This is a genomic window from Streptomyces violens (assembly GCF_000717745.1).
Taxonomy (GTDB): Bacteria; Actinomycetota; Actinomycetes; order Streptomycetales; family Streptomycetaceae; genus Streptomyces; species Streptomyces violens.
Genome location: NZ_JOBH01000019.1, coordinates 44,606 through 67,874, shown reverse-complemented (window position 1 = coordinate 67,874; position 23,269 = coordinate 44,606). Strand labels below are relative to the sequence as shown.

General features: G+C 70.2%; 17 protein-coding genes and 3 pseudogenes. 5 read left to right on the top strand and 15 right to left on the bottom strand.

The genetic code is table 11. The features are described 5' to 3' along the window. Positions 1-13: 13 nt before the first annotated feature. The 5 genes from aspA to IF04_RS0130190 all read right to left on the bottom strand — a co-directional run bounded on the left by aspA (position 14) and on the right by IF04_RS0130190 (position 5,985). Positions 14-1,423, bottom strand: coding sequence for an aspartate ammonia-lyase (aspA, locus tag IF04_RS0130210; RefSeq protein ID WP_030264961.1), 1,410 nt, complete (start codon positions 1,421-1,423; stop codon positions 14-16). 56 nt (positions 1,424-1,479) lie between these two features. After that, the gene (locus IF04_RS0130205; protein WP_030264958.1) at positions 1,480-2,496 is read right to left on the bottom strand and encodes an asparaginase; all 1,017 of its coding nucleotides are present in this window, start codon (positions 2,494-2,496) and stop codon (positions 1,480-1,482) included. Positions 2,497-2,540: 44 nt separating this feature from the next. Continuing rightward, positions 2,541-3,980: an amino acid permease gene (locus IF04_RS0130200; protein ID WP_030264954.1), complete on the bottom strand. Its 1,440-nt coding sequence runs from the start codon at positions 3,978-3,980 to the stop codon at positions 2,541-2,543. Continuing rightward, entirely contained in the window at positions 3,977-4,654 is a 678-nt protein-coding gene (locus IF04_RS0130195; RefSeq protein WP_030264950.1) for a FadR/GntR family transcriptional regulator, read from the bottom strand. Before IF04_RS0130195 ends, IF04_RS0130200 begins: the two co-directional genes overlap by 4 nt. 326 nt (positions 4,655-4,980) lie before the next feature. Continuing rightward, positions 4,981-5,985 carry a hypothetical protein gene (locus tag IF04_RS0130190; RefSeq protein WP_037961221.1) on the bottom strand — a complete coding sequence of 335 codons (1,005 nt, stop codon included), beginning with the start codon at positions 5,983-5,985 and terminating at the stop codon, positions 4,981-4,983. Between the two features lie 252 nt (positions 5,986-6,237). Between IF04_RS0130190 and IF04_RS0130185 the strand changes: the two genes are divergently transcribed. The 4 genes from IF04_RS0130185 (at position 6,238) to IF04_RS0130170 (ending at position 10,263) form a co-directional block, all read left to right on the top strand. After that, complete coding sequence (locus IF04_RS0130185) at positions 6,238-6,528, top strand: heavy-metal-associated domain-containing protein (RefSeq protein WP_030264944.1); 291 nt, start codon at positions 6,238-6,240, stop codon at positions 6,526-6,528. A 116-nt stretch (positions 6,529-6,644) separates the two neighbouring features. Beyond that, a complete protein-coding gene (locus tag IF04_RS0130180) occupies positions 6,645-8,900 on the top strand; it encodes a heavy metal translocating P-type ATPase (protein ID WP_106975698.1) in 2,256 nt (751 codons plus the stop codon). Positions 8,901-9,159: 259 nt separating this feature from the next. Then, entirely contained in the window at positions 9,160-9,288 is a 129-nt protein-coding gene (locus IF04_RS40165; RefSeq protein ID WP_281179729.1) for a hypothetical protein, read from the top strand. A gap of 432 nt (positions 9,289-9,720) precedes the next feature. After that, positions 9,721-10,263, top strand: a complete 543-nt coding sequence (locus tag IF04_RS0130170; protein ID WP_030264937.1) for a DUF4396 domain-containing protein — start codon at positions 9,721-9,723, stop codon at positions 10,261-10,263. 243 nt (positions 10,264-10,506) lie between these two features. Here IF04_RS0130170 and IF04_RS40435 read toward each other — a convergent pair. The 9 genes and pseudogenes from IF04_RS40435 to IF04_RS0130120 form a co-directional block, all read right to left on the bottom strand. Next, positions 10,507-10,611, bottom strand: a pseudogene (locus IF04_RS40435) (DUF1326 domain-containing protein); the annotation flags it as partial. 452 nt (positions 10,612-11,063) lie between these two features. Further along, positions 11,064-12,188, bottom strand: coding sequence for an amidinotransferase (locus IF04_RS0130160; RefSeq protein WP_030264932.1), 1,125 nt, complete (start codon positions 12,186-12,188; stop codon positions 11,064-11,066). Between the two features lie 242 nt (positions 12,189-12,430). Then, a pseudogene (locus IF04_RS38470) lies at positions 12,431-12,574 on the bottom strand (IS5/IS1182 family transposase); the annotation flags it as partial. Between the two features lie 288 nt (positions 12,575-12,862). Continuing rightward, positions 12,863-14,290: a hypothetical protein gene (locus IF04_RS0130155; protein WP_051831672.1), complete on the bottom strand. Its 1,428-nt coding sequence runs from the start codon at positions 14,288-14,290 to the stop codon at positions 12,863-12,865. Positions 14,291-14,778: 488 nt separating this feature from the next. Next, entirely contained in the window at positions 14,779-15,345 is a 567-nt protein-coding gene (locus tag IF04_RS0130150; RefSeq protein WP_063829545.1) for a TetR/AcrR family transcriptional regulator, read from the bottom strand. 130 nt (positions 15,346-15,475) lie between these two features. Continuing rightward, positions 15,476-17,227 carry a tetratricopeptide repeat protein gene (locus IF04_RS0130145; RefSeq protein ID WP_051831670.1) on the bottom strand — a complete coding sequence of 584 codons (1,752 nt, stop codon included), beginning with the start codon at positions 17,225-17,227 and terminating at the stop codon, positions 15,476-15,478. Positions 17,228-18,020: 793 nt separating this feature from the next. Next, a pseudogene (locus IF04_RS36175) lies at positions 18,021-19,293 on the bottom strand (MFS transporter). A 386-nt stretch (positions 19,294-19,679) separates the two neighbouring features. After that, positions 19,680-20,765, bottom strand: coding sequence for an LLM class flavin-dependent oxidoreductase (locus tag IF04_RS0130125; protein WP_030264920.1), 1,086 nt, complete (start codon positions 20,763-20,765; stop codon positions 19,680-19,682). Between the two features lie 247 nt (positions 20,766-21,012). Beyond that, a complete protein-coding gene (locus tag IF04_RS0130120; RefSeq protein WP_030264916.1) occupies positions 21,013-21,807 on the bottom strand; it encodes an MBL fold metallo-hydrolase in 795 nt (264 codons plus the stop codon). Between the two features lie 80 nt (positions 21,808-21,887). Here IF04_RS0130120 and IF04_RS0130115 point away from each other — a divergent pair, with 80 nt between their 5' ends. Then, positions 21,888-22,505 (top strand): CGNR zinc finger domain-containing protein, encoded by a 618-nt coding sequence (locus IF04_RS0130115; protein WP_030264913.1) that lies wholly within the window; start codon positions 21,888-21,890, stop codon positions 22,503-22,505. Here the strand turns inward: IF04_RS0130115 and IF04_RS0130110 are convergent. Continuing rightward, positions 22,478-23,221 carry a Tn3 family transposase gene (locus IF04_RS0130110; protein WP_030264908.1) on the bottom strand — a complete coding sequence of 248 codons (744 nt, stop codon included), beginning with the start codon at positions 23,219-23,221 and terminating at the stop codon, positions 22,478-22,480. The two genes, IF04_RS0130115 and IF04_RS0130110, sit on opposite strands and share 28 nt — an antisense overlap. Positions 23,222-23,269 lie beyond the last annotated feature (48 nt).

Below are 23,269 nucleotides of genomic sequence, written 5' to 3'. Positions count from 1 at the left end.
CCGGCGCGGCAGGTCAGGCCAGGGGTGCGCCGTTGCCGGCCACGACCTCGGGCCGCAGTAGCGCGGCGAGCTTGTCGGCCGGGAGCAGGCCCTTCTCCAGGACGAGCTCGGCCACGCCCCGGCCGCTGGCGAGGGCCTCCTGGGCGATGTCGGTGGCGGCCGTGTACCCGATGTGCGGGTTGAGGGCGGTCACCAGGCCGATGGAGTTCTCGACAGTCGCGCGCAGCGCCTCCGTGTTGGCGGTGATACCGGCCACGCAGCGCTCGGCAAGGGTGAGGCAGGCGGCGCGCAGGTGCGTGACGGATTCCGACAGGGAGTGCAGGATGACCGGTTCGAAGGCGTTGAGCTGGAGCTGCCCGGCCTCGGCGGCCATGGTGATAGTGACGTCGTTGCCGATCACCTCGAAGGCGACCTGGTTGACGACCTCGGGGATCACCGGGTTGACCTTGCCGGGCATGATGCTCGAACCGGCCTGCACCGGCGGAAGGTTGATCTCGCCGAGGCCCGCGCGCGGCCCGGAGGACAGCAGGCGCAGGTCGTTGCAGCTCTTGGAGAGCTTGACGGCGATGCGCTTGAGCACGCCGGACATCTGGACGAACGCACCGCAGTCCTGGGTGGCTTCGACCAGGTTGGCGGCGGTGACCAGGGGCAACCCGGTGATGTCGGCGAGGTGGCGGCGGGCCGACTCCGCGTATGCCGCGTGGGCGTTGAGGCCCGTGCCGATCGCGGTGGCCCCGAGGTTGATCTCATGGATCAGCTCGACGGCCTCGGCGAGGCGGCTGCGGTCCTCGTCGAGCATGACGGCGTACGCCGAGAACTCCTGCCCGAGGGTCATGGGTACCGCGTCCTGGAGCTGAGTACGGCCCATCTTCAGCACGTCGCGGAACTCGACGGCCTTGTCGGCGAAGGCGTCCTGGAGGACGGCCATCGCCTGGAGCAGGCCGCGCACCGCGAAGACGGTCGCGATCTTGACAGCGGTCGGGTAGACGTCGTTGGTGGACTGGCCGAGGTTGACGTCCTCGTTGGGGTGCAGGTGCTGGTACTGCCCCTTGGCGTACCCCAGCAGCTCCAGCGCGCGGTTGGCGATGACCTCGTTGGCGTTCATGTTGGTCGAGGTGCCGGCGCCGCCCTGGATGACGTCGACGACGAACTGATCGTGCAGCTTGCCTTCGCGTATCTCGCGGCAGGCGGCGACAATCGCTGCCGCCTTCCTGGACTCCAGGAGGCCGAGTTCCTCGTTGGCGAGGGCGGCGGCCTCCTTGACGGCGGCCAGGGCGTCGATCAGGTGCGGGTAGGCGGAGATCGGGGTGCCCGTGATGGGGAAGTTCTCCGTGGCGCGCAGGGTGTGGACGCCCCAGTACGCGTCGGCGGGGACCTCACGGTCTCCGAGCAGGTCGTGTTCGCTGCGGGTGGCGCCGGTCATGGGTGTGCGGGTCCTCTTCCTGGGGTGGGTGAGTGAGGTTCTGGAGGTGCGTCGGGTCACGCGGGGGTGGCCACGGCCGGGAGGTCCAGCGCAGGTACGGGCCGTACGCTGCCGACGGGCCGACCACCGCCGAGCATCGGTTCCCCCGCGAACCCGGTGAGCAGCTCCGGATCGACGCCCGCCCGGGCCAGGGCGGCCGCGGCGACCGGGATGCGCGCCCGGTTCGCACCGTCGGCGATCTTCACGGCGATGGCGCTGCCGGACGGCAGCGCGGCGACCTGGACGCCCTCGAAGCCGTCCTTGGCGAGCAGCCCGGGAACCGCACGCATCAGCGCGGCCACGTCCCGTCCGGTACCGGAAGCCATCTCGGCGTGCTCGCGCATCGCATGCGCCACGCGTGCCTCGGCGGTGCCGGGCGCGGCGGTGGTGAGGCGGGCGGCGGCGCGGGCGAGGCCGTGCAGGGAAACGGCGAACAGCGGAGCGCCGCAGCCGTCGACGGTCACCTGCGCGACGCGTTGACCGGTGAGGTCCTCGACGGCCTCGGCGATCGCCGTCTGGAGCGGGTGGGCAGGGTCCAGATAGCTCTCCAGCGGCCAGCCGTTGAGCATGCAGGTGTAGAGCATCGCGGCGTGCTTGCCGGAGCAGTTCTGGGCGAGCCGGGAGGGCGAGCGGTTCTCGCGGATCCAGGTGTCCCGGACGGCCGGATCGTACGGCAGGTCCGGGACGTTGCGCAGGTCGTCCTCGGCGACGCCGGCCAGATCGAGGATCCGTCGGGCACCGGCGAGGTGGCGTTCCTCGCCGGAGTGGCTGGCCGCGGCGAGGGAGAGCAGTTCGCCGTCGAGCGGGAGCCCCGCCCGCACCATGGCGACGGCCTGGACGGGCTTGAGCGCCGAGCGCGGGTAGCAGGCGGCCTCGATGTCGCCGAGCTGGAACCGGACCTCGCCGTCGGCGCCGAGGACGGCGGCGGAGCCGTAGTGGATGCCCTCGACCACGCCACCTCGGACGACATGGGCGACGGGGGCGTGGAGGGGTTCGCGGATCGCGGGTGCGTCCGCGAGGGAACTGCTGTACATCACTGTCTCGATCATTGCTGGGTTGTCGTGGACCGGTACGCGGGTCACGCGTCGGTCGTGGTGGAGGTGCGCGCGAGGCGGCCGCGGAGGCTGTACCAGCCCGCGACCAGCGCTCCGACGACCAGCGGCACGCACAGCACGGTGGTGCGTCCGGCGCCGCCGTCGGCGTACATGAGGACCAGGACGGAGACGAGGAAGGCCAGCGTCACGAGTTCGGTCCAGGGAGAACCCGGCAGTCGGTAGCCGGGACGGGTCAGCTCGCCCTTCTCGGTCTTCTGCCAGAAGCGCAGGTGACAGATCATGATCATGCCCCAGGTGGCGAGGATGCCGATCGCCGCGAAGTTGAGCACGATCTCGAAGGCGTCGGCGGGAACCACGAAGTTGAGGCCGACGCCGAGGACGCAGATGCCGCCGGTGAGCAGGATGCCGCCGTACGGGACGTGGCTGCGGCTCATGCGGGCGGTGAACCGCGGGGCGGAGCCGTTGACGGCCATGGAGCGCAGGATGCGACCTGTGGAGTACAGGCCGGAGTTGAGCGAGGACATGGCCGCGGTGAGGACAACGAGGTTCATCACGCCGCCGGCCGCCGGGACGCCGATGCGGGACAGCACGGTCACGAAGGGGCTCTCGCCGGCGCTGTACGTGTTCCAGGGCAGCAGCATCGACAGCAGTGCGACCGAGCCGACGTAGAAGATGCCCACGCGCCACATGATCGAGTTGATCGCCTTCGGCAGGATCCTCTCGGGGTTCTCGGTCTCCCCGGCCGCGACGCCGACCAGTTCGACGGAGGCATAGGCGAAGACGACGCCTTGGACGATCAGCAGCATGGGCAGCAGGCCGCTGGGGAAGAGGCCACCGTTGTCGGTGATCAGGGACGGTCCGGGCGTGGCGCCGTCGATCGGGTGCTGGGTGACCAGCAGGAAGATGCCGATGCACATGAAGATCACCAGCGCGCCGACCTTGACGATGGCGAACCAGAACTCCAGTTCGCCGAAGATCCGCACCGATATGAGGTTCACGGTGAGGACCACGGCCAGGGCCATGAGGGCGATCACCCACTGCGGGATGTCGGAGAACATGCCCCAGTAGTGGGTGTACGTGGCTACCGCGGTGATGTCGGCGATGCCGGTGGTCGCCCAGTTGAGGAAGTACATCCAGCCCGCTGTGTACGCGCCCTTCTCCCCCAGGAACTCCCGGGCGTACGACACGAAGGCGCCGGAGGACGGGCGGTACAGAACGAGTTCGCCGAGTGCGCGCACGACGAGAAAGGCGAAGGCACCACAGACGGCGTACGCGATGAACAGAGAGGGGCCGGCGTCGGCAAGACGGCCGCCGGCGCCGAGAAAGAGGCCGGTGCCGATGGCACCGCCGACGGCGATCATGTTGACGTGCCGGGCCTTGAGGGACTTGCTGTAACCCGCGTCTCCGGCGTCGATGTGACCGGACGAGGGGCGCGTCTCGTCTTTGAGATGCTGTTCGCTCACGCCTCGGGTCTGCCTTCCGTAGGTATGTCCGTACGTGTGGGGCGCACGATGTCGGTGAGGGTGGTGTCGACGCGGTCGAGATGGTGGGACATGGCCGCCACCGCGTCGTGCTCGGAACCGTCGATCAACGCCTCGACAATCGCCCGGTGCTCCTGGTTGGACCGCTCGCGCCGGCCGCCCAGCTCGTTGAGGAACGCCGACTGACGCGCCAGTGCGTCGCGGATCTCCTCGATGACCCGGCGGAAGACCGGGTTCTGGGCGGCCTCGGCCACGGCGAGGTGGAAGAGGGTGTCCATCGCGACCCACGCGGTGGTGTCCGTCTCCCGCTCCATCCGGTCGAGGAGGTGGGAGAGGTGGTCCAGGTTTTCCGGGGTGCGGCGCAGTGCGGCGTACCCGGCGACCGGGATCTCGACATGCCGGCGCACCTCCAGCAGGTCACTGGCCGCGTAGTCGCCGAAGGTGGGGTCCTCGACGGTGGTCGCGACCACGAAGGTGCCCCTGCCGGTCTTGGAGACGGTCAGGCCCATGGTCTGCAGAGCGCGCAGCGCCTCCCGCAGAACGGGCCGGGAGACCTCAAGGGTGCGGCACAGCTCCGCCTCGGAGGGGAGCTTGTCACCGATGGCGTAGTCGCCGCGTTCGATGGCGCCACGGAGGTGGGCGAGCACCGCTTCCATCGCGCTGACGCGTCGCGGCATTCCGGCTGTCTGGCTGTCTGACAGGTTCACGGGAGCGATCCTGCGGGCTGCGGGACGGCGGTGTCAAGAGAGTGCAGGGGAGAGCTTCACCGAGCGACAGTGAGTTCATCGTCTCCGTCGCACGACCGATTGGCGGTCGTGGCCTTCCCCTCCGGGCTCCCCCACGGCCAGCGGAGTGTTCCGCTACGAGGCCCGGGAGCGTATGTTCCGGTCGCTGTGACCCGCCCTCCCGAGGAGCAGTCGCGGCGGCCGGCACCGCACTGGTGTGGCGCCGGCTCTGCGCTTCAGAGTCGCAAGCCCTGGCGTCAGTGCTGGTGGCCGCCGTGTGACTTCGACTCCTGCTTCCCGTCCCCCTTGGCCGACGTGTCACCCGTCGTGTCATCCGCCGTGCCGTTGGCGCGCACCGTGAAGGCCGCGGTGCGGACCTCGCCCTGGTGCTGGAAGTCGAGGAAGAGGCGGTAGGCGCCGGGGCTCGGGGCCGTGGCGGTGAAGGAGATCTCCGGGCCGGGCTTCGTCCTGCCGTCGCCGGGGGCGCCGTTGGGGTGGACGTGGAGGTAGGCCAGGTCGCCGGCGCGCAGGACGACCAGGTGGCCGTAGGCGCCGAGGTAGGGCTGGAGGTCGGTGACCGGGCGGCCGTCCTTGGTGACCTTCAGCTTCAGCTCGTCCTCCGCGCCCGGGCGCAGGCGCCCGTCGAGGGTGACGGTGTAGCCGTCGACCTTCGCCGTCCGGGAGGGGGCAGGGAGTGCGGTGGGACGGTAACTGCCGGTGACGGCCAGGTCGGCACCCAGTGTGAGGTTCTCGGCGCCCTTGGCGGCGGGCTTGAAGTCGGCGAAGAGGCGGTAGCCGCCGGCCTTCGGGAGCTCGGTGTCCGTGCTCCAGGTGCCGTCGGCCGCGCGGGTGGGGTGCAGGTGCCGGTACGTACCCAGGTCCCGCGAGGCGAGGATCAGGTGCAGTTCCTTGCCGTGCTCGCGTTGGTACGCGGTGATCTGCCGACCGGTCTTGTCGCGGACGGCGAAGCGGATCGTGGACTCCTCCCCCGCGGCAACCCGCGGGGTCTTGAGGTCGAGCGAGTAGCCGTTCTGGGAGATCTGCAGACCACCGGGCGGCGTGTCATGACCGCCGCCCTCCTCGTGATCACCGCCCTCCTGGTGATCACCGCCGCCCCCCGACGCGTCACTGCCGTGCTTGCCGGCGTGCGCGGCAGGCTCGGGTGCCGCGATGGGGGTGACGGCGTTGCCCACGCCGTACGCGGCCCCGAAGGAGGCGGCGAGCGCGGCGACGAAGGCGGTGATCTTCGCTGGGGTATTCATCGGGTTCTCCTCGAATCCTTGAATCTTTGAAGCCTTGAATCGTCGAATCGTCGGTCACCGCGTTCGAGCGGCTGAGCCGTACGTAGCCACGGAGCTTATACCCCCACGGGGTATATGCAAGCCTCGATCGAAAGCTTGCCATAGATACGGGGCGGGGGTATACATAGCGGGGTCGCCGCCGATACCCCCCTCGGGTATCGGGGTCCGGTACGTCTCCAGAGTCCGATCGCTTCCCAGTCCCCAGGAGGAACCATGTCCAACTGCTGTACGCCCGACGGCAGCTGCCAGACCGACGGCGCGCAGAGCACCACGACCGCCGTCGCCGACAGCCGGACCACGGTCTACGCGATCGCCGGAATGACCTGCGGCCACTGCAAGGCGACGCTCACCAAGGCGATCGGTGAGGTCGACGGCGTGCTGAGCGTCGAGGTCGACGTCGAGGCCGGCACCGCGAGCGTCGTGAGCGCGGCGGAGCTCGACGACGCGAAGATCGCCGAGGTCGTCGACGAGGCCGGCTACGAACTGACCGGCCGGGCCGCCTGACCCGCCGCCGTCGCCGGGCCCCGCGACCGCGCGGGCCCGGCGGCCTGGCGCATCCCAGGACCTGTCGCACCCCAGGACCTGACCTTTCGAGGACCTGACGCATTCGAGGAGCAGTGATGACTACCATCGCGGAATCCCACGAGGTCGAGCTCGCCATCGGTGGCATGACGTGCGCCTCGTGCGCGGCCCGTATCGAGAAGAAGCTCAATCGCATGGACGGGGTCGAGGCCACCGTCAATTACGCCACGGAGAAGGCGAAGGTCAGCTACCGGGGCACGGACGTCTCCGTGGGCGACCTGATCGCCACTGTCGAGGCAACCGGTTACACCGCGCAGGAGCCGGCTCCGCCCCGTACGGAGAGCGCGGCGGAAACCGAGGGAGCCGCGGACGAGCCCGACGAGCTGCGGCCGCTGCGCCAGCGCCTGATCACCGCCGCCGCGCTCGCCGTCCCCGTGATCGCCATGGCGATGGTCCCGGCCCTGCAGATCGAGTACTGGCAGTGGCTCTCGCTGATGCTGGCGGCGCCCGTCGTCACGTACGCCGCCTGGCCCTTCCACCGCGCCGCCTGGACCAACGCCAAGCACGGCGCGGCCACCATGGACACACTGATCTCGGTCGGCACGACGGCCGCATTCCTGTGGTCGCTGTGGGCGTTGTTCTTCGGGACCGCCGGTACCCCTGGCATGACGCACCCCTTCGAGCTGACCATCGCCCGCACCGACGGCGCCGGAAACATCTACCTGGAGGCCGCGGCCGGCGTCACCGCCTTCATCCTGGCCGGGCGCTACTTCGAAGCGCGCTCGAAGCGGAAGGCGGGCGCCGCCCTGAAGGCGCTGCTGGAACTCGGCGCCAAGGAAGTCACCGTACTGCGCGACGGACGCGAAGTGACCGTTCCTACAGCTGAGTTGCAGGTCGGCGATCGCTTCCTGGTCCGCCCCGGCGAGAAGATCGCCACGGACGGAACCGTCGTCGAGGGCGCTTCCGCCGTGGACGCCTCGATGCTCACCGGCGAATCCGTCCCCGTCGAGGTCACGGTCGGCGACAACGTCACCGGCGCCACCCTCAACGCCGGCGGCCGGCTCGTCGTCGAAGCCACCCGCGTCGGTGCCGACACCCAACTCGCCCGGATGGCAAAGCTGGTGGAGGACGCGCAAAACGGCAAGGCCGCCGCCCAGCGCCTCGCCGACAAGATCTCCGCCGTCTTCGTACCGATCGTCATTGCGCTCGCGCTGGCCACCCTCGGCTTCTGGCTCGGCAACGGCGCCGGACTGACCGCCGCATTCACCGCCGCCGTCGCCGTACTGATCATCGCCTGCCCCTGCGCCCTCGGCCTGGCCACCCCGACCGCCCTCATGGTCGGCACCGGCCGCGGCGCCCAGCTCGGCATCCTCATCAAGGGCCCCGAAGTACTGGAGACCACCCGCAAGGTCGACACCATCGTCCTGGACAAGACCGGCACCGTGACGACGGGCCGTATGACGCTGCTGGTCACGCACACGGCCGCCACGACGACCGAGGAAGAGGTGCTGCGGCTGGCCGGCGCGTTGGAGCACGCCTCCGAGCACCCCATCGCCCAGGCCGTCGCCGCCGGTGCGAGCGCCAAGGTGGGCACCCTGCCCACCCCCGAGGACTTCGCCAACATCGCGGGCCTCGGCGTCCAGGGCGTCGTCGACGGCCACGCCGTCCTCGTCGGCCGCGAGAAGCTGCTCGCCGAGTGGGCCATCGACCTGCCCGCCGAGCTCGACCGCGCCAAGAACGAAGCAGAGGCGCGCGGTCGCACCGCCATCGCGGTGGCCTGGGACGGCGAGGCACGCGCGGTACTGGAGGTGGCCGATGCAGTGAAGGACACCAGCCCCGAGGCGATCCGGCGGCTGCGCGCCCTCGGTCTCACCCCCATCCTCCTCACCGGCGACAACGAGGCCGTGGCCAAGTCGGTCGCCGCGGAGGTCGGCATCGACGAGGTGATCGCCGAGGTCATGCCGGAGGACAAGGTGGACGTCGTCAAGCGCCTCCAGGCGGAGGGCAAGTCGGTGGCCATGGTGGGTGACGGCGTCAACGACGCCGCCGCACTGGCCCAGGCCGACCTGGGGCTGGCCATGGGCACGGGTACGGATGCGGCGATCGAGGCCGGTGACCTCACCCTCGTACGCGGGGACCTGCGCGCCGCGGCCGACGCCATCCGGCTCTCCCGCAAGACGCTCGGCACCATTCGCTCGAACCTCTTCTGGGCCTTCGCCTACAACGTGGCCGCCCTGCCCCTCGCCGCCGCCGGCCTGCTCAACCCGATGATCGCGGGGGCCGCCATGGCCTTCTCCTCGGTCTTCGTGGTCGGCAACTCCCTGCGCCTGCGCGGCTTCACCCCCCAGTCCTGACGCCCGACCGAAGAGGGGCCGGAGACTTTCCCCTCCGGCCCCTCCCGCGTTCCAGACGCCATGCCCGGCACTACCACCCATCCGGCACGTTCAGATGAGATGAGGCGCCAGTGACCGGTTACCAGAACCACAAGGACGACATCATGCGCACACCGAGGACCGGCGTACGGCACTGCTGCACTTCGTCGAGTACATGCCCCCGGAGGACGTCGAAGCGCTGAACGCCGCGCTCCGCACCACTCGGCAGCCGGACTAGCCGATGTTCCCTCACCTGGTACTGCCGCTGGGGATCGCCCTCGGCAGTGCCCTGCTCGCGCCCGGTCTCCTGGCCCGCGCCCGCTGGGCGTCCTCCTGCCGCTCGCCGGGGCCCACGACGCGCTGGCCCTGATCGTGGCCTGCACGACCGCGGAGGGCCACGCGGCGCAGCCCAACGGCCGGCTGTATCTCCTGCTGGGTGCCTCGCTGGCCGCGGCGGCGCTCTGGCCCGTACAGGCCCTGGCCAGGGAACACCGCAGGACCCGGCGGGCCCGGAGGCGCCACGCCGATCTGCTGCGGCTGGTGGGGCGACGCTCCGCGCCACTGGGCGCGGTGGTCATCGAGCACGCGGTGCCGACCGTGTACTGCCTGCCTGCCCGGCCTTCGCCGCAGATCGTCGTCAGTTCGGGCACTGTCCGTACGCTGAGCCGGCGGCAGCTGGACGTGGCGCCGGCGCACGAACGGGCCTCCCGTCGACACCTCTGGCGCTATACCCCCCGGGGGTATATAGTCATGGTGCGGGCTCGGAAGCGGACCGTACCGGACGAGAATGGGGATGAAGGTCATGGATCACAGCGCTCACCACACCGGCACCGCGCATGACCACGCCTCTCACGAAGACCACCACAGGCACGGCGGCCACGCCACCCACCACGGCGAGCACGCGCACGGTGGAGCCTCCTGGCCAATGGCAGCGAAGGCGACGTTGCACTGCCTGACCGGGTGCGCCATCGGCGAGATCCTCGGCATGGTCATCGGTACCGCCCTGATGTGGGGCAACGTCCCGACCATGGTCCTGGCGATCACGCTCGCGTTCCTCTTCGGCTACTCGTTCACCCTGTTCGCGGTCCGCCGGGCGGGCCTGGACTTCAAGGCCGCGATCAAGGTGGCGCTGGCCGCTGACACCGTTTCCATCGCCGTGATGGAGCTGGTCGACAACGGCATCATCGCCCTGGTCCCGGGAGCGATGGACGCCCACCTGTCGGACGGGCTGTTCTGGTCGGCGCTCCTGGGCGGGTTCGCCGTGGCATTCGTGATCACCACACCCGTGAACAAGTGGATGATCGGCCGCGGCAAGGGCCACGCCGTCGTCCACGCCTACCACTGAAACCGAGCAGCCACGCCCCTGGGGCGCTCCCGCATCGACGGGAGCACCCCGGGGGCGTTTGCTTCGCCGCGCCGCGGTCAACACGCCAAGGGCCGGGGGGAAGAGGCATAGCCGTCCGACCCCGCTCCGGGCTCCGGCAGCGACCAGAACATGACCTTCATCGTGGCGTCCCGGGTCGTCGATCCACATGTCGCCGGCGAACTCACCCAGCGCCACCACGCCCAGTCCGTCCAGCCGGACGTCACTGAAGTGGCCTTCGCGGATGCGCCAGACGAGCGTGAACAGGCAGGCTCCGTTCGTCGGTGCCTGCGCGAATGTCGCGAAGGCCGGGTCGGTCACCTTCGGCATCCAGTCGCAGATCCCGGCGTTATGACCGGGGCCATCCTCTACATCTCGCTGCTGCCGCAGTTCGTCGAGCCCGAGCGCGGCCATGTCGCCGTGCAAGGCCTGCTGTTGGGGCTGACCCAGATCGCGGTGGGGGTAGCGGGAAACGCGTTCTTCATCGTGACGGCCGGCTCCGTCGCCGGGTTCTTCGCCCGGCACCCGCTCTGGCAGCGCCTGCACCGCTATGTGAGGGGCACCGCGCTGGCGGGCTTCGCCGTCAGGATCGCCACCGAACGAACGGGCGCAGCGGTCGCCCTGCGCTGACACCTGACAGCTGACAGCTGACAGCTGGCAGCTGGCAGCTGGCAGCTGGCAGCTGGCAGGGCGATGTCCACGAGGTGTTCCTCGAATTGGCCTGCTGCGTGGTCACCTACCGACGCGTCCGAACCTTGTGTCAGCTCCTCCAAGTGGCCCGATCAATCGACATACGATTCGAGCGTGCCGCGGCGCCGGACATCGAGTGTCGCGCAGTGGAAAGAGCCGCCGAACGGCGCGTAGTGCAGCAGGTCGCACGGGATCGGCTCAAACCCCCATTTCTCCAGTGCGCGCAGCATGCCGGTGTGGTGCCGCTCCGCGATCACTCGTTTCTCGTCGACCATGAGAACGTTCATACTGAGCCACTTGCCGCACATCGAGGTGATCTTCAGCAGGTGTTCGTCGAGCGGGTCGGGTTCGGGCGCGATCAGGATGTCCCACGAACTCAGTACGTCGGGCAGGCGGTCGATGTCGATGTATTCGGGATTGACCAGTACCTTGCCGGGCGCGAGCACAACGAACGTCGTGTCGATGTGCATGGGCGTGCGACAGCGGCTCTCTATCTCGTGAATGCGATACCCGGGCCCGAGATGGCGGCGTAGCCAGTCGATGCCCATCTGATTGGTGACGTTGCTCCGCGTGACGAACAGGTCGCGTCCCGCACGCACGAAATCCGCCGCGTCGAACACCGGCTCGAATTCGGTGAGGATGTAGCGCATGGGCTCGCCGACCTTCGGGACACGGAAATCGGTCTCGAACAACGCGTCGGTGAGCTGCGGCTTCGGTGCCGCCGTCCAGCGCGCGCCGCGCCGGAAGTAGTCCTTGAGGATCTCGCGGTAGGAATGCGTCTCGAAATACCGGCACGGCCATGCCATCGGGGTTTCGATGATCTCGTCCCCGATCACGAGCATGCTGTCGCGCGGACAGGTGTTGCAGAATCCGCGCGACAACCAGTCGGGGGTACTGAAGCGTCGGCTGTGGTCCACCGCATCCGGGCGCCTGACCGTGACGTCGAGGGACTGGAGAAGCGCGATGAATTGATCGAGCTCCTGCTGTGCCCGCTCGATCATCATTCGCGGATACTTGAAACCGGCCGCAGGCCGTTGCAGCCGGGCCGCCCATGGCGGGATGTTGCACGTCACGACCGGGTGGCTGGAGGGGATCGTCGCGCCGTCGAGACGACCGACGATGATCTCCTCCAGCGGGTCCCATTCGTTGTGCGAATTGACCGGTGAAACGAGGGGTTCCGCGGCGTCGGCAGCCGTGGCCGATGGCTCCGACATCATGCGCAGTCCATAGCCCGCACAGGGGAATCCCCCGTACATGCGTCGTTGCCTGCCGCCGCCGTCGGGATGCCGGTCCTCTGTACTTTCGCCATACTCAACCGCTTTCGATCGACGCAGAAGTCAGTGACTCACCACATCCACGTACCCCAACCGTGCACGCCTGCACAGCGCAATACGATTCCGGGTCAACTCGATGCGATTCCGGGCGAGGATCGGATGCCGATCCCACTCCGCCCCTCGGGCTTCCCTCGGGAGCCGACTTCGTCGAGGACCAGGCGGTGGAGCTTGGCCCACGCCCGGGTTTCGGACCATTCGGTGAACCGGCGGAAGGCTGTCACTCCTGACAAGCCGAAGCCGGGCGGCAACTGGTTCCACGTGCAGCCCGCCGCGAGCTTCGCGAGGAAGCCGGCAGCACCGCCGAAATGTGGCGACCACTCGGCGCCTACGCCATGACCCTCGATTCGACGGCCCGCGTCCACCTCTTCGAAGCCAACAGCTCACGTCGGCAGAGAAGGCTTCAAGCTCACCTGGTGGCCCATGGAAGATGCCATCAATGCGGCACCGGACGGACGCTTCCTCCTCCCCGCCGGCCCAGTGATCAGTCCGCGTGAGAGGTACGGGTAGGCGGTGCGATGGCTTGGTGTGTCTGCCACCCCTACCGATGCACACCTGGCCTACCGAAGCACACCTGGTGCAAGCACCACCCGGTACCCCGGTTCCAGGCCCGACCCTGTGAGGGGGACGACCCGCCAGGTGCGGGCGTAGTCGGGCAGGCGGCCGTCGGCAGGGAAGAGGACGGCGACCGGCTCGCGGGCGGCGGTGGCGAGGACGCCGACCGGGGTCATGTTGCCGTTGTTGCCGCCGGTATCGGCGGAGTGGCAGCCCGCGTAGTACGCGACGGGGATGGCGGCTTCGCCCGTCAGGAGGCAGGGCGGCCGGACGCCGAGCCCCCGCAGCCGCTCCGCGATGAGCGCGTACTGGTCATGAGTGGCCCGGCTGTTGTCCACCGTATGGACGAGGACGATGCCTTGGACCGTCAGGTGTCCGGCCAGCCCCAGGCCCAGCAGAGTGGCCACGGCGGGGCGCAGGCCGGGACGGACGGCGGCGCCGATCCGGTGCAGGCCGGCCGCGGCGGGGAGGGCGATCAGCGCGTAGGCGGGGAGCAGGAAGCGGGCCGCGGCGTAGCCGATGAAGAAGAGGTACGGCACGGCCATGGCGAGCGCGCAGAGGGCGGGCAGCAGGGCGCGGGCGGGGTGCCGGGCGCGTACCGCCGCGTGCACGCCCACCGCGGCCAGTACCGGTGTCAGGACCCACCACAGCCAGACGGGCGGCTCGGGCAACGGCCCAGTGCAGGGGCGGCAGAGCGTACGGCCACCCAGCGACCGGATCTGATCGACGATGGCGATGTTCCAGCCCAGTCCGTCCTGGATTTGGCTGGAACGGGTCAGGCGGGCCGCGAGCCCGCCGAAACTGACGTACGCCTCGACGACCCACTCAGCGGCGCCCAGTGCCAGGCCCGCCACGAGCACGCCGAGCAGCGCGCGCCACCGGCCCCGCCGGGCGAACGGCGTGACGGCCAGCAGCGGGAGCGCGAGCCAGACCGCGTCCATGGGGCGCAGGAGCGTGACGGCGGCGACGTTGCCGCCGAGGCCGAGCAGGGCGGCGCGGTCGTGCGGATCCCTGGCGGCCCGCAGGAAGCAGCCGGCGGCGGCCAGTGCGGCCAGCGCGACCCAGAGGTTCGGCATGGCCTGCGATCCGTAGAAGAGCGTCACCCACAGGCCGCCGAAGAGCAGTCCGGCGAGGGCGAGCACACCGGGCGGCTGCAGCCGCCGCCATACGCGCAGGGCCAGATAGAGGGCGATGCCAGAGGCGAGCGCCAGATAGATGCGCAGCACGGTCGTGGAGTCGGTCCAGGTGGCCACCGGGGCGACCAGCAGGGTGACCCCACGGGCCCGTGGCGCGCTGAAGAACGCGGCGGGGGCATGCGGGTTGACCTGGCTCACGTAGACGGTCTCGTCCCAACCCAGGCCCTGACCCTGCCCCGGAACCACGAGCAGCAACTGCACAAGAACGAAGGCCGCGGCGACCGCGGCGACCGCCATGCGCTCTCGCGAGGGCGACCACGCGGTACTGCCTTTCGCGCCGTGCACCGTCCTGGCCTTCGCACCACGCGGTGTGCTCCGCACCGGCTGCCGGGTGTTCGCACCCGCCCGGAGGGCCGCCGGAAACAGCGTCACGGGAACACCTCCAGTCCTACAAACCCTACTCCCTGTAGGGTCAATTACCCTACAGGGAGTAGGGCCCACTGCAGGCGAAATGCTCCATGATCGCCTTTATGACCTGATTATGTCGACGGTGATCCGCATTCGCATCCGTATACGCATCCATATACGCATCCGTGACGGTGCACCCCGCATCGGACGCCTTTACTCCCTCGCACTCCCGCCGGAACAACAACGGAACGCTTGCGCCTCGCCCTGGTGAGGCGCACGCAACCCTGGATACTGCGGCCACGCGGCCGCGGCGCAGCCAGGCAACGCTGAACCATCTCCAGCGGCCAGGGATTGCTGCTCCGGGAGGCCGAAACGCCTCAGGCAGGGCGGGCTGCCGCGATCACCGCATCGGTAAGCGACTCTGCGTAGTCGTCGGTGAGGCGCTCGATGCCGAAAAGCAGGGCGTACCACATGGGGCCGTAAATGAGATCGACGAGGACGTCGTCGTCGGGGCAGGTGATTTCACCGCGCTCCCGCGCACGGCGGAAGACCTCACCGAAGATTTCCCGGCGGGGGTTGATGACCGACTCGACTGCCCGCCGTGCGAAGTCCGGGCCCTGCGCCGACTCCGCGGCGACGGCCTGGCTGAACGCGCTGTCGCTGGAGCGGTGGACGGCGAAGACCGTCTGTACCAGAGGTAGCAGATCGTCCCGTAGGTTCCCGGTATCAGGTGCGGGGAGGGCCTCGCGGGCGAAGGAGTCCACGGCGGCCAGCAGCAACTCCCCCTTGGAGGCGTAACGGCGGTAAAGGGCCTGCTTGGAGACACCGCTGCGCGCCGCAACGCCTTCCATCGTCATACGGCCGTAGCCGTGTTCCGTGACGATTTCGAGGGCGGCCTTGCGGATGGCTGCGTCGAGGGCGGGGTCTCGCGGTCGTCCATACACAAGGCCCAGTTTACGCCAGTTCCGCACCGTTGCGTATTGAAACTCGGTGCGCCGCCGGTCAGGGGCCGCGGCAGATGCCTGGCGCGCTGCGCGCCGGGCATCCACCGTCCATAGCGGGAGCGACTTCAGATCACGACTCTTCCGCCGCGTCTTCCGCGCCTTCCGCTCCGCAGCAGCCGGGGGCGTCCCCCGTGAAGGCGCTCAGGCGGCAGAAGCAGGAGGCCGCGACGGGGATGTCGGCGGTGGCGACGGCGATGTCGCGGGCGAGTGCGATCTGTTCTGCCTCATCGTGCCTGCCCAGCCGGGTGAGGCATTCGTGGAGCCCGTGCAGACTCCATACGTTGTTGGGACGCGTGCGGCGCCGCGCGAGGGCGCGGTCAAGGTAAAGGTCCGCCCGGTACACCGCGACGGCTTCTTCGGTCCGCCCCTGCTCCATCAGCAGAGCGCCATAGGCGTGGCGCACCGGCTGGAGCCACGCCGGCGGGTCGGTGTACGGGAGCGCGTCTTCGAGTTCGATGGCGCGGCGCAGAGCGGCGAAGGCATCGTCGAAGTTGCCCTTGCGGTACTCCAGTTCGCCGTCGAGCATCCCCGCGGCAACCGCGAGCACGTCGACTTCCCTGGCCGGCAGGGAGTTCAGCCGGGACTCGGGGACGGCGGCGCGGGCGGCAGCGAAGGCGTCACGGGCCGCCTCGGCCTCGGCGATGCGACCGAGTGCGGAGTAAGCGATGCCGCGGGCGTAGTGGATCATCGCCGTCGTCGAGCAGAACAGCTCCTGGTCCTGCGGCGGTTCGAGCTCGAGGATCTCCTCCCAGCGCCCGAAGCGGATCAGTACGTGCGGCAGCGTGGTGCGGTAGCTCTCGGCCAGGTCGGCCATGGGTGGGCTGGTGACCTGAAGCAGTTCAGGCGTGAGGATTTCGTCCAGCCGCCGGGCGGCCCGCAGGGCGTCGCGGGACCTCCCGGACATCATCGCGCCGTAGGCCAGAACGCAGAGATTGTGCGCACGGTAGAGCCAGATCCAGCCCTGCGGGTTCTCCTGCGCGAAGTACTTGTCGTCCGCCGCGGCCGCGGCGGTGTTGGAGTCCACCACGCGGCGCCAGTCCCCGCACGCGGCGTCGATGTGCGTGGCCATATGTGCCAGGTGCGAACCGTCGGGGGCCAGGTTCCGCAGCCGGTCGGCCGCCGGCAGCGCGATCTCCGGGTACGGCGACATCTCCATCAGGTGGATGTAGAGGTGGTTGAGAACCGGGTGACGGTCCCCGCCGGGCCGGGCCAGGGCCTGCTCGATCACCTCACGGGCCTCGACGGTGCCGTACCCGACCGGCTCCCCACTGTCCAGGTCCCACAGGGCGCGCGGGCTCACGCACATCAGCGCGTCGGCGAACAGCGCCGCCGCGTCCAAGTCTTCGGGGTGCGCCCGGTAGACCGCGCGCATGGCCTCGGCGTACGCGACGTCGAGCTTGCCGAAGCCCTCCGGCCCCTCGGGGAGGCCGTCGGTGGGGAACCGTGCGGTCAGTGCCTCGATGAGCGCCTGCTCGAACGGTGTACACCGGTCGGAGGAGGCGCGTGCCCGCTCCAGTGCGGCGTTCGCGTAGGTGATGGATGCCTCCAGGTCGGTGGAGTCGAACAGGCGCCATGCCTTGTTGTAGTTGGGCCCCTTCGCGAAGGCGGCACCCCAGTGCGCCATGGCACAGTGGGGGTCAAGGCTTGCGGCCCGCTCGAAACAGCGAGCCGATTCGTCGAAGTTGAAGCAGTACGCCCACAACAGGCCGCGGTCGAACCACAGTTGAGCCTCCGGCGCCGAGGTCGTCACCTGGCGGCGGTATTCACCGAGGTCGTAATAGGTGTCGGACACGATGCTGACTCCGATCGCTTGGTTGGTCATGCCTCATCGGCGTTGGTCATGCCTCATGGGCGGGCGCCGTCGCTAGTTCCAATACGGCCCGGTGCGTATCGTATAACTAATACGCACCGGGCCGTATTGGAATTGCTCGGCTGCTTGGGCGGTGCCGTGGCACCACAGCTCCCGGGTGCTGGTCGGCGCACGTCTGGTCCAGGGGGTGGGCGCGGCTGTCTTCCCCCCACTGCGTCAGTCGTCGCCGCGTCGATCGCCCCTGCGGAACGGCGTGCCCGGAACCTCGACTGCCGCCACCAGGCGCCTGTTGGTATCGCCGATGACCTGCAGGTTCGTCGAGTCGCGGTAGTTCCTGCCGGCAGCGGCGGAATCCTGGCACCACGGCGCAGTTGTAGCGACCTCGGGCGCTGAGGAACATCTGTGTCACATCGCGCGCACAGCCCTCGCAAGCCGGAGCCGCTGCACTGCCGAGACAAGGCGCAGGAACAGACCGAGCAGAAGATGCGCGCCGCCATCCACGCGACCGCCTGAACGAAGCGGTACAGCGCTAGTCGGTACGAGGTCAGTTCCGTCACCGGGAACCGTCCGGGGTAACCGGTACGGGGCTGACGGAATGACTCCACACCGGGGGTAGTCACGCACTCCACCGCCACCGCACTGAGGTGGGATGAAGCGCGGTATGCGGTTGAGGTTGCGCGCGGAGGTGGTCAGGCGCTCAGTGGGTCCAGATGCCCGGGTGCCCCACCGATTCGCGCCTGTGACCTACCCGGCCGCTGGTGTGGCACGTTTCGCTCGTATTCCGGTCCCACCCCGGCTACGTCGGTCAGGCGCGCGCGGAGCTCTTGCGGGCGGCGGCGATGGCCGCAGGTGCGGCCACGAAGGCGAGGGCGCCGCACAGGGCGGCGAGGAACGGGTAGCTGGTGGTGGCGACGACGATGCCGGAGGCAAGGCCGCCGACGGCGCCCGCGACGGCGATGGCGACGTCGACCAGGCCCTGGACCTTGGCGCGGGTGGCCAGGGGCGCGCTGTTGGTAACGATCGCGGTGCCGGTGACCAGGCCGAAACTCCAGCCGACGCCGAGCAGGACGAGGGCGAGGGTGATCAGGGTGAAGGAGTGGCCGGGCGCGAGGGCGGTGACTACTCCCGCGGCGAGCAGTGTGCCGGCCGTCACGACGCTCATTGCAGTGGCGCCGAATCGGTCGACGAGGCGACCGGCCAGCGGCGACGGCAGGTACATGGAACCCGTGTGCAGGGCGATGACCAGGCCGGACGCGGCGGTGCCGAAGCCGTGGGCGTGCATGTGGATGGGGGTCATGGTCATCACGGCGACCATGACGAGCTGGCTGAGGACGAGGACCACGACGCCGACGAGCAGGCCGGGGCCGGACCGGGAGGGGGAATCCGCGGGTGCGCCCTCGTTCGAGGCCGCGGGCAGGGTGCGGGCGAGCACCAGCGGGTCCGGGCGCAGCCATACGAGGAGGGTGAGTGCGGCCAGCGTGAACGCGACTGTGGAGAGGAGGGAACAGGCCGGTCAGCTCGGGCAGGTGGAGCGCGGTCGCGAGGTGGCCGGCGGGGGTGGCGAGCAGAGGTCCGGCGATGCCGCCGGCGGTGGTGGCGACGATGACGGTGGAGGTGGCACGGGCGCGCTGATGGGGCGCGGCGAGGTCGGCTCCTGCGTACCGGGCCTGGAGGTTGGACGTGGTGCCGGCGCCGTAGAGGAACAGGGAGACGAACAGCAGCGCGGGGCTGCCGAGCGCGGCCGCGACGACGACACCGGCACCGCCGAGGGCGCCGGTGAGATATCCGGCGGCCAGTCCGGGGCGGCGGCCGAGGCGCTGGGAGACGCGTCCGATGACGACGGCGGCGACGGCGGAGCCCGCGGTGAGCAGGGCGATGGGCAGCCCGGACAGCGAGGTGTTGTGCAGCATCTGCGCGGCCAGCAGCCCGGCGACGGTGACACCGGCGGCGAGGCCGACACCGCTGAGGACCTGGGAGACGAGCAGCACGGTCAGGGTGCGCTTCTGTACCGCGGATATGGCGGCGGCGGGGGCGGTGGTGGGCGGGGTACGGATGGGAGTGGAATGCGGGTGGGTCATGTGGTCCGTGCTTTCGGTGTGCCGGGAGGCCGGGGTGGAGGGGCTCTGGTCGGAGTGGCCCGGTGATTGTCAGGCGGCGGACAGGTGTGCGCTCGACGGGAGTGCCGTGGCGAACTGGTCGGTGACGCCGGCCAGTTGCCGCTCGTCGTCGTGGTCGAGGGTCATCGCGCCGTCCGGGGCGGTCGCCATGTGCCGGCCCAGGACGAACCGGCCGTGGGAGACCTGGGCGCCGAGCGCGGTGAGGACCGGGCGCAGGGCGTAGTCGAGCTGCCGGGCAGGGCGAGGACGGTGGCCACGGGGGCGCCGTTGGTAACTCCTGGAGAATCAGGGGGGCTTGGCGGTGAAGGGTGGCGGGCTTGGGAGGGCGGAGGCCCGCCCGTCCCGCGTCAGCGCGGGCTGTCGGGCATGCCGTAGGCGTCGGCGATCAGTTCGGTGGAGCGCAGCCGGGCCTGGACGGAGTGGCCGACGCTGCCGATCATGAGCTCGTCGGCGCCGGAGTCCCGCTGGACCTGATTCAGGTGGGCGGTGACCTGCTCGGGAGTGCCGTGCGGAACGTGGTTCAGCCAGCTGTCGACGGCCTGGCGCTCCTGGGCGTCGTAGGTGTAGGCGTCCACTTCCTCGGGGGACGGCAGCAGGTAGGACTTGCGCTGGAACATGCGGAGCATGGCGTGCGCGAGGGTGCCGGCCTGGCGGCGAGCCTCACGCTCGTCGTCGGATGCCGCGACGGTGAAGCTGACCAGCGCGTACGGCTCGGCCAGGGCCTCGGACGGAGTGAACCGCTCGCGGTACAGACGCAGGGCGGCCACGACATCGCGCGGGTTGAAGTGCGCGGCGAAGGCGAACGGCAGGCCGAGCCGGGCGGCGAGCTGCGCCGAGTAGCCGGACGAGCCGAGCAGCCACACCGGCAGGCGGCCGATGGGCGGGGTGACGCCGTTGAGCCGGTCCTGGGCGGGCCCCGGCACGGCGTACACGCGGTCGGCGTAGGGGTGCTCGGCCGGGAAGTCGTCGCCGAGGAAGTGCAGCAGCTCGGCGACCTGCTGGGGGAAGTCCTCGGCGTCACTCGCGCCGCGGCGCAGGGCGGCGGCCGTGGCGTGATCGGTGCCCGGGGCGCGGCCCAGGCCCAGGTCGATGCGGCCGGGGGCGAGGGCGTCCAGCATGCCGAACTGTTCGGCGACGACCAGCGGCGGATGGTTGGGCAGCATGATCCCGCCCGCGCCGAGCCGCAGCCTGCTGGTCTCCGCGGTGAGCCGGGCCAGCAGGACGGGCGGGCTGGAGGTGGAGACGCCAGGCATGGCGTGGTGCTCGTTCATCCAGTAGCGGGTGAAGCCGCGCCGGTCGGCGAGCCGGGCGAGTTCGATGCTGCCGGCCAGCGCCTCTGCGGCGGTCTGGCCGGTGCCGGTCATGGCGGAGTCCAGTACGGACAGGGCGGCGGGGGCGGAGCCATGGCGGGTGCCGCGGATCGGGTCGGTCATGGTCGTGCGGTCCTTCGGTTTCGAGGTGTGCGGCGTGCGGGGAGGTGGGGCGCGCGGGGAGGTGGGGCGCGCGGGGAGGTGGGGCGCCGGGCGCCGGCCGGCAGTCGCGGCGGGTCTCTGCCGGCCGGCGCCCGGCCGTGTCCGGCGTACGTGACTGACGTACGTGCCCGACGTACGTGGCTGACGTACGTGCCCGACGTACGTGCCCGACGTACGTGGCTGACGTACGTGGCTGACGTACGTGGGGTCAGCCGCGGACGCCGAAGTCGACGCGGTCGGCGAGACCGGCGGCGGTGAAGGCGGCGACGAGCTCGTCGCGGCCCTCGGTGAAGTGGGCCCAGCTGTCGTAGTGGACGGGGACCACGCGGCCGGCGTCGAGGATCTTCGCGGCCTGGGCGGCCTGGGCGCTGTCCAAGACGATCACCTCGCCGTCGAAGACCTCGGTGAAGCGGGGCGCGCCGGCGAAGAGGAGGGCGGTGTCGACCGGGGCGAAGCGCTCGGCGATGTCCTTGACCGCGTCGAGGGAGGCGTTGTCGCCGCTGACATAGACGGTGGGCAGGCCCTCGCCGGTCAGGACGAACCCGACGACCTGGCCGGTGATCGGCTCGACCTCTTCGCGCGGGCCGGGACCGTGGATGGCGGGCACGCCGGTCACGGTGACCGTGCCGGGCCCGCCATCCCGGCGCTCGAGCTCGACCGACTGCCAGTCGGCGAGGCCGGTGGCCGCCTCCCCCAGACGCTCTCCGCCGCCGGGGGTGGTGAGCGTCAGCGGAACGTCGGCGAGCAGGGCCCGGCCGGAGGTGTCGAGGTTGTCGGCGTGCTCGTCGTGCGAGAGCAGGACCACGTCGACGCGACCGAGATCGGCCGGGCTGCCGTCAGGCCCCGCCGTCTTGGTCAGCACGGCAGCCGGTGCCTGGTGGTCGCCGGGGCCGTCGAAGGTCGGGTCGGTGAGAAAGCGCAGGCCGCCGTACTCGAAGAGGGCGGTCGGGCCGCCGAAGACACGGACGGGGAACGGCGCGGTCTGCAGGGTCGGGGAAGACACGAAAGGGTTCCTCACGGATAGATTGCGTGTAACCGTGAGTCGACTGTACGCATGTCTCACGGATGATGGCAACCCGTACCATGAGAAGCGTGGAAGAGTTCGTGAGGGAAGAAGTCGCGAGGGAAGAAGTCGCCCTGCCGTCGGCGCAGGGCGAGGCGGAGCACCCCGCCCTCGCCCTGGCCAACAGCGCCGTGGCGCTGCCCGGCGGGCACACGGCCGACCTCCTGGGCACCCCGGCGCAGGCCGAGCAGTGGCTGACACAGCGCGACCTCGCCCCGGCCGGCACCGGCCTTGCGGAGGTATGTGCGACGCAGCTGCGCTCGCTGCGTGAACAGGTCAGGTCGCTGCTGGCCTCCCGCGTCGCCGACCGGCCCGCCCCACCCGCCGCCGTCGCGGCGATCAACGATGCGATGACCCGCGTCCCCACCGCATCCCTGCTGCTGTGGGACGAGAAGACCGGCCCCTACCGAGCCACCCCCCACCCCACCACCGCGATCGTCGACCACGCCCTGGCAGTCATCGCCACCGACGCCGCCGACCTGCTCACCTCCGCCGACGCCGCCCGCCTGACCGCCTGCGCCTCCCCGCCCTGCAACCGCTTCCTGCTCAAGCACGGCCGCCGCCAGTGGTGCTCCACCCGCTGCGGCGACCGCGCCCGCGCCGCCCGCGCCTACGCCCGCCGCACCGCGACGGAGTGACGGCGGCACCTCCGGCCCGGCAGGACACAACAGCACCCGTACTTCACCATCTGGTCGCCCTGCTGCTCGATCAGCTCCCAGCGGATCGTGCCTCGCCAGCGAGGCGCCGAGCGCGGGCCAGCCGGACAGGGCATCGCCCGGCGTCGGTGCAGTGCCGCAGCAGCCCCCTCGATCATCGCGGCGACATCGGCCGACGAACAGCTCTTGAGCTGGGAGTGGATGCAGACGTCCTTCCGCTCAACGTGCCAGTAGATGATCACGCCGTTGCCGCCGTAGCTGGCGTGGTTCTCAGTCATGAAGCTCGAGGACCAGGACCCGAACTTCTTCGAGTCCCACGCGCAAGCGGTGCCCCGGCCCCGCCACGCGGCATCGCGGGCGGCGAAGGTGGAGTTCACCAGCCTGGTGACGGCGGCCCGTAGGTTGTCGACGGTGATGACGTGCCGGCACACGTGCCGCAGCGCGGCCTCGCCCTCACCGTGCTCCCCGGTCGCTACGATCACCCGGATGCCCATATTCGTGCCCAGCACGAAGAGGGCCAGCAGCAGGCGGCGTTGGGGAACGTCACGCTCGATCCGCTCGTACCCGGCCACCGAGGAGAGCTCCTCGGTGAAGCCCCGGAACGGTGATCCAAGGCTCGCCCTTGCGGGTGGTGCCTTCACCCCGCCCGCGCTGCCGTCCGCGAGTGAGGCGGAGAACCGGTCCAGGCCCGCGGTCATGCGTTTCTTCAGGCCCGCGAACGAGATCTACGTCGAGGGTGCAGCTCG

Coding starts and splice junctions, on each gene's coding strand:
- IF04_RS0130195 (WP_030264950.1), bottom strand. CDS start 4,654: ATGGAAGCGGTGCTCGCCCACCTCCGTGGCGCCATCGAACGCGGCGAC.
- IF04_RS0130155 (WP_051831672.1), bottom strand. CDS start 14,290: ATGGCGGTCGCCGCGGTCGCCGCGGCCTTCGTTCTTGTGCAGTTGCTG.
- IF04_RS40165 (WP_281179729.1), top strand. CDS start 9,160: ATGTTCCCTCACCTGGTACTGCCGCTGGGGATCGCCCTCGGCAGTGCC.
- IF04_RS0130180 (WP_106975698.1), top strand. CDS start 6,645: ATGACTACCATCGCGGAATCCCACGAGGTCGAGCTCGCCATCGGTGGC.
- IF04_RS0130190 (WP_037961221.1), bottom strand. CDS start 5,985: ATGAATACCCCAGCGAAGATCACCGCCTTCGTCGCCGCGCTCGCCGCC.
- IF04_RS0130160 (WP_030264932.1), bottom strand. CDS start 12,188: ATGATGTCGGAGCCATCGGCCACGGCTGCCGACGCCGCGGAACCCCTC.
- IF04_RS0130145 (WP_051831670.1), bottom strand. CDS start 17,227: ATGACCAACCAAGCGATCGGAGTCAGCATCGTGTCCGACACCTATTAC.
- IF04_RS0130185 (WP_030264944.1), top strand. CDS start 6,238: ATGTCCAACTGCTGTACGCCCGACGGCAGCTGCCAGACCGACGGCGCG.
- IF04_RS0130115 (WP_030264913.1), top strand. CDS start 21,888: ATGAGAAGCGTGGAAGAGTTCGTGAGGGAAGAAGTCGCGAGGGAAGAA.
- IF04_RS0130110 (WP_030264908.1), bottom strand. CDS start 23,221: ATGACCGCGGGCCTGGACCGGTTCTCCGCCTCACTCGCGGACGGCAGC.
- IF04_RS0130170 (WP_030264937.1), top strand. CDS start 9,721: ATGGATCACAGCGCTCACCACACCGGCACCGCGCATGACCACGCCTCT.
- IF04_RS0130205 (WP_030264958.1), bottom strand. CDS start 2,496: ATGTACAGCAGTTCCCTCGCGGACGCACCCGCGATCCGCGAACCCCTC.
- IF04_RS0130125 (WP_030264920.1), bottom strand. CDS start 20,765: ATGACCGACCCGATCCGCGGCACCCGCCATGGCTCCGCCCCCGCCGCC.
- aspA (WP_030264961.1), bottom strand. CDS start 1,423: ATGACCGGCGCCACCCGCAGCGAACACGACCTGCTCGGAGACCGTGAG.